At 64.8% G+C, this 5,566-nt stretch carries 5 protein-coding genes and 2 pseudogenes; 2 read left to right on the forward strand and 5 right to left on the reverse strand.

What is annotated here, in order from left to right:
* Both APM_RS11160 and APM_RS11165 read left to right on the forward strand, forming a co-directional pair.
* A partial coding sequence (locus APM_RS11160) for a zinc-binding dehydrogenase (RefSeq protein ID WP_007423483.1) occupies window positions 1-426 on the forward strand: 426 nt, incomplete at its 5' end.
* Between the two features lie 33 nt (window positions 427-459).
* On the forward strand, window positions 460-2,283 hold the full coding sequence (locus APM_RS11165) for an NAD(P)/FAD-dependent oxidoreductase (RefSeq protein WP_007423484.1): 1,824 nt from the start codon (window positions 460-462) through the stop codon (window positions 2,281-2,283).
* 156 nt (window positions 2,284-2,439) lie between these two features.
* Here the strand turns inward: APM_RS11165 and APM_RS11170 are convergent, their stop codons facing one another.
* The 5 genes and pseudogenes from APM_RS11170 to APM_RS11190 all read right to left on the reverse strand — a co-directional run.
* Entirely contained in the window at window positions 2,440-3,036 is a 597-nt protein-coding gene (locus APM_RS11170; RefSeq protein ID WP_039888357.1) for a TadE/TadG family type IV pilus assembly protein, read from the reverse strand.
* Window positions 3,023-3,580 (reverse strand): TadE/TadG family type IV pilus assembly protein, encoded by a 558-nt coding sequence (locus APM_RS11175; protein WP_007423486.1) that lies wholly within the window; start codon window positions 3,578-3,580, stop codon window positions 3,023-3,025. The genes APM_RS11170 and APM_RS11175 overlap by 14 nt, the downstream gene beginning before the upstream one ends.
* A 12-nt stretch (window positions 3,581-3,592) precedes the next feature.
* Window positions 3,593-4,888, reverse strand: a complete 1,296-nt coding sequence (locus tag APM_RS11180) for a pilus assembly protein TadG-related protein (RefSeq protein WP_007423487.1) — start codon at window positions 4,886-4,888, stop codon at window positions 3,593-3,595.
* Between the two features lie 87 nt (window positions 4,889-4,975).
* Window positions 4,976-5,290, reverse strand: a pseudogene (locus tag APM_RS11185) (L-rhamnose mutarotase).
* Window positions 5,291-5,309: 19 nt separating this feature from the next.
* Window positions 5,310-5,566: pseudogene (locus APM_RS11190) on the reverse strand (ABC transporter permease); the annotation flags it as partial.

Raw genomic sequence — 5,566 nt, forward strand, 5'->3', positions numbered from 1 at the left:
ATCCTTCCCGACATCGTCGCCCTCAACCCGCAGCGCGACGATGTCGGCTCCCGCGTCCGTGCCGCGACCGAGGGCGGGGCGGGCTGCGACGTTGCCCTCGAATGGGTCGGGAACGAGCACGCGCTGAAAGCCTGCCTCGATGCGGTGCGCAAGCAGGGCGTGGTGGTCCAGACCGGGCTTCACCCGCACGACAATCCGCTCGACTGGTTCCAGGTCACGTTCAAGGATGTCGACCTGCGGGGCGCCTGGGCCTACCCGACCCATTACTGGCCGCGCGTGATCCGCATGATCGCGAGCGGCGTCCTGCCCGCCTCGAAGATCGTCACCGCCCGCATCCGGCTCGACGATGCCGTTGCCGAAGGGTTCGAGGCGCTGCTCGATCCATCCGGCAGGCACATCAAGATTCTCATCGATCTCGCCGCCTGACGCGGCGCCACAACAGCGAGGGAAACGCAACCCATGAACGACATGACGATCGACAAGCCCATCACCGCCAGCGCGCCGCAGAAGGCGGTCGAGGCGTGGCTCGACAGTTTCAACCGGGCATTGAACGCCGGTGACGCCGAAGCCGCCGCCCGGCTCTTTGCGCCGGTCAGCTTCTGGCGCGACCTGATCGCCTTCACCTGGAACATCAGGACCGTCGAAACGCCCGACGGCGTGCGCGACCTGCTGGCGGCGACCCTCGACAATGTCCGTCCGGTCAGCTTCGCGCTCGCCGAGCCGCCGACCGAGTCCAACGGCGTCATCGAGGCCTGGCTCGCCTTCGAGACGAAGATCGGCCGCGGGGAGGGGCTGCTCCGCCTGCAGGACGGCAAGGCCTGGACGCTGCTCACCACCCTCGCCGAACTCAAGGGCCACGAGGAGCCCAAGGGCATCCGCCGGCCCATGGGCGCCGAGCACGGCGTCCGCCGCGGCCGGCAGAGCTGGCAGGAAAGGCGCGAGGAGGAAGCCCGCACGCTCGGCTACGAAACCCAGCCTTATGTCCTCGTCGTCGGCGGCGGGCAGGGCGGCATCGCGCTTGGCGCGCGGCTGCGCCAGCTCGGCGTGCCCGCCATCGTGATCGACAGGCACGACCGGCCGGGCGACCAGTGGCGCAAGCGCTACAAGTCGCTCTGCCTGCATGATCCGGTCTGGTACGACCACCTGCCCTATATCGATTTCCCCGCCAACTGGCCGGTCTTCGCGCCGAAGGACAAGATCGGCGACTGGCTGGAAATGTACACCAAGGTCATGGAGATCAATTACTGGACCAGAACCACCGCGAAGAGCGCCGCCTTCGATGAAGCGAGCGGCACCTGGCGTGTCGTCGTCGATCGCGATGGCGAGGAGATCGAGCTCCGTCCGACCCAACTCGTCCTCGCCACCGGCATGTCGGGCAAGCCGAACATCCCGCAGTTCAAGGGCATGGACCGCTTCCGCGGCGAGCAGCACCACAGCTCCCGGCACCCGGGGCCCGATGCCTATGCGGGCAAGAAGGTCGTGGTCATCGGCGCCAACAACTCGGCGCACGACATCTGCGCCGCCCTCTGGGAGCATGGTGCGGACGTCACCATGGTCCAGCGCTCCAGCACGCATATCGTCCGCTCGGATTCGCTGATGGAGATCGGCCTCGGCGAGCTCTATTCCGAGAGGGCGGTCGCCAATGGCGTGACCACCCGCAAGGCGGACATGATCTTCGCATCGCTGCCCTACCGGATCATGCACGAGTTCCAGATCCCGGTTTATGACGCGATCCGCGAAAAGGACGCCGATTTCTATGCCGCCCTCGAAAAGGCCGGCTTCATGCTCGATTTCGGCGCGGACGATTCAGGCCTGTTCATGAAATATCTCCGCCGCGGCTCGGGCTATTATATCGATGTCGGCGCCTGTGACCTGATCATCGACGGCAGCATCAAGCTCAAGAGCGGCGTCGGGGTCGACGAGATCACCGAAACCGGCGTGAGGATGGCGGATGGCGAGGAACTCCCGGCCGATCTCATCGTCTACGCCACGGGCTACGGATCGATGAACGGCTGGGCCGCCGATCTGATCAGCCAGGAGGTCGCCGACAAGGTCGGCAAGGTCTGGGGCCTCGGTTCCGACACGCCGAAGGACCCCGGCCCCTGGGAAGGCGAGCAGCGCAACATGTGGAAGCCGACGCAGCAGCAAAACCTCTGGTTCCACGGCGGCAATCTCCACCAGTCACGCCATTACTCGCTGTATCTCGCCCTCCAGCTGAAAGCGCGGCAGGTCGGCATTCCAACACCCGTCTATGGCCTGCAGGAGGTGCATCACCTGTCCTGAGTGGGTCTGGGTGCCGCGGGTCGTCCCCGCCTGCGGCACGCATTCCGGCCGTGACCGTGCCATGCCAGCGCGGTTGCCGCCGGTGGCGTTTCGGAAGCCGGGAACGGCCTGATGAGTTGCGGGATCTGCCCGCCGAAGGCGATGACCCTGCGTCGTTTACGGCACCAAGCTGATCGTCGAGGAATTGCGGGGCAGCATGTAGACGGAGGACTGGAGATGGAACGGGCCGAGCTTGAGAAAATCGAGCGTCGGCTCGAACGCGTAATCGACCTGTCCGAGGATGACGCTGGTATTCGGCACGTCGAGTGAGGTCGGGACGGTGACGACCTGACCCTGTTGCAGCGCAGTGGCGTTCGAGGCCTCGCTCCAGGCGACCCTGGCATCGCCATCATCGTCGATCGAGATGCAGCTGACGACGATCTGGGCTGGCGATGCGGGGTAGGGGGCGAGGATTTGCGACGCGGCGGAGAAGATGTCCGGAAGCTGGGTGCTCGCGCTGATGCTGGTGTATTGCGAGACGATGTTGGTGATGGTCGAACCTGTTTGCGAGACGAGCTGGTTGACGATCACCGCCTGTTCCAGCTCGGTCGTCGCGAAGAAGAACAGCAGGAGCACGGGCAGAACGAGGGCGAACTCGACCGCCGCCACACCCGCGCGGCGGCGTTGGGACGCGGCGGCGAGACGGCGCAGGATGCGTCGTGCCCATGTGCATGTGCATGTGCATGCGCCGCTCTTGCCGTCAGTAGGGTTCATTTCGGAACACCGCTGTTGCCTGCAGCAGGCGATAGTTGCCGTTCATCGTCGCGAAGCTGAAATTCAGCAGGCTGGCCATGACCGGCAGCTGGTAGAAGACCTGAACCATCACGATGTCCCCGGGGCCGCCAAGGCTGTAACTCAGCGATGACGTATTGAAGTTGCCGCTTGTCAGCGGATTGACCTGCGTGATGGCGTTGAAGGACGGGAAGGTCTGTACGTTGACGTTGAGATTGGCGCAGGTGATCAGGGGCACACCGTCGGTGCAGACGTCCTGAAGGAATTGCTGCGCGGTCATGCCGGATGACTGCGCCTGCCCGGTCATGATCAGGCGTGCCGTGTCGTTTGTCGCGTTCTGCAGCACTTCCTGGGTGAAGAAGATCAGCCCGGCCTCGATGATGGCGAACAGCAAGGCGAAATAGGGAGCTGCGACGAGCGCGAATTCGACGGCGGCGACCGCCCGGCCATCGCCGAGCAGGGTTCTGAGCCGGGCCGGCAGCTTGAATCTTCCGGTCTTCGGGGCGCGTCTCGTCTTTCGGAGCACGATATCGCTCCGCTAACTCGATAGATAGGAGGATTGCACGGCCGTCTCGAACAGCGCGGACATCGCGGCCGAAATGTCGCCGCCGGATTTCACCTCGAAATAGAGGCCGGGCGAGGCGCATTGCTGAAGGGTTGGCGCGATGCTGTTCTGGAACGGCGCGATGTAGGTGTTGTACCAGCTGTTGGTCGGCAGCGGCAGGTACTCGGTGTAGAGGACCGCGATCCTGATTCCCCGGCTCTTGATGGCGGTGCAGAGGTCGGTGTTGAGGACGGATTGCTGGCGGTTGCCGTTCACGTCCTCGTCCTCGACGCCGTCCGTCACGAAGAAGAGCACTTCCTGCGGCGTGTCGCCGGCGGCACCGGTGCCGTTCCCCGGGTTGGGCATGATCGCGTTGATGCCGTTCAGGGCGGTGTCGTAATTGGTGTCCTCGTCGTCATTGTAGTCGTTCTGGGTCAGCCAGTTGTTGGAGTAGACTTCCAGCAGCTGGATGTTGCCCGCCTCGGTCTGGGCCTGGGAAAGGTCGGAGGTGAGGTTGCCGATCGTGTTCAGCCCGATGTCGAACGTGTAGATCGCCATCCGGTAGGTGGTGCCCTTCTGGGTTTCGGTCGTCTGCGCCGTCGTCATCAGGTCCTGCGTGGCCTGGCGGAGCATGTCGATCCGCAAGGTCACGCCGAGGCTGCGGGCGAGGGCGTAATTGTCCTCGCCGTAGGGGTTTTGGAGGTTATCGGCGGACGGATTCTCTTCATGGCAGCCGAAGGCGCAACCGCCCTGCGCCGTCGTGTTGGCGACCATCGTGTTGATGCCGCTCTGGGTGGCGGCGATCGCCATCGAGGGGGAGTCGTCGAGCAGGAGATAGAAGTCGATGTTCGGGGCGATCGTCGTCGTCGCCGTAGCCTGGCCGCCGATCTTGATGGAACCGAACCCCATCACATCCGGCAGCATGGCTTGCGACTGGGCCTGGTATTGCACCGTCGCGGTGCGCTTGTCGCCGCTGGTGGCGATCGACACGGTGACGTCGTTGGCGTTGTAGGTCACGCCGGTCATCGTGAGGGCCTGCGCGTTGAAGACGTTCTGGGCCGTCGTGATGGCGGAGGATTGGCCGGCGGCGACCATCGCGGGGGTGACGGCGGCGAGGGCCGCGGCGTCGGCATAGGATTCCATCTGCGACTTGCGGTCGATCGCGAGGCCGTAATCGATCCCCATGCCGAGGATGAAGATCAGGGTCAGGGATACAAGCGCGGTGATGATCGCGATATTGCCGCGCCGGTCGCCGCATAGTGCTTTGAATTTGATAAATAATACTAACATGGCTTCCGCTGCCGCTGGTCGGCCTCGGCTGGTTCTAAGCCGAATGTCTGAAGAAACGCTTAACGCGCTCCGGGTCGGCTGCCGGCTTCAGGGCAGGTGGAAGACGCGGCGCAGCGGCGATGCGGTGGGAGAGGCGTCCGGGTTGGTCCGCATGATGTCGGCCATCGCCTGCTACCAGCGTCGCATCACCGCCTGTTCGGGCAGCGCGTCCATCGCATGGCCGGGGCGGCGGCGCAGCACGGCGAAGAGCGAGCCGTCCGACGGGTCGAGGAAGATGCTGTAATCGCTGATCCCGGCATCCTTCAGCGCGGCGACGAGTTCGGGCCAGATCTCGTCGTGGCGGCGCTCGTATTCCGCCGCCTGCGCGGGGTCGAGCTGCATGCGGAAGGCGATCTGTTCCATCGGGCGCTGCGTCTCGCGTTCAGGCGCGGGGGCGGCGGGCGCGCCAGGCGACGAACGGGGTTTCGATCAGGATGACCGCGATCAGGATCGTCCCGATCACGCCGGCCTGATAGATCGGGTTGAAGTCGTTGTAGCTCAGGCCGTAATCAACGATGGCGATGACGACGGTCGCCATCGCCGTGCCGATCACCGATCCGGTGCCGCCGAAAATGCCGGTGCCGCCGAGCACGACGATGGCGATGCTGATCAGGTTCGCCTGCGCGCCGGCATCGGGCC

It is taken from the genome of Acidiphilium sp. PM (assembly GCF_000219295.1).
Classification (GTDB): domain Bacteria; phylum Pseudomonadota; class Alphaproteobacteria; order Acetobacterales; family Acetobacteraceae; genus Acidiphilium; species Acidiphilium multivorum.

What these genes read in the sequence shown, in the direction of transcription:
- APM_RS11165 (WP_007423484.1), top strand. Translation starts at nt 460, where the DNA reads ATGAACGACATGACGATCGACAAGCCCATCACCGCCAGCGCGCCGCAG.
- APM_RS11170 (WP_039888357.1), bottom strand. Translation starts at nt 3,036, where the DNA reads ATGAACCCTACTGACGGCAAGAGCGGCGCATGCACATGCACATGCACA.
- APM_RS11180 (WP_007423487.1), bottom strand. Translation starts at nt 4,888, where the DNA reads ATGTTAGTATTATTTATCAAATTCAAAGCACTATGCGGCGACCGGCGC.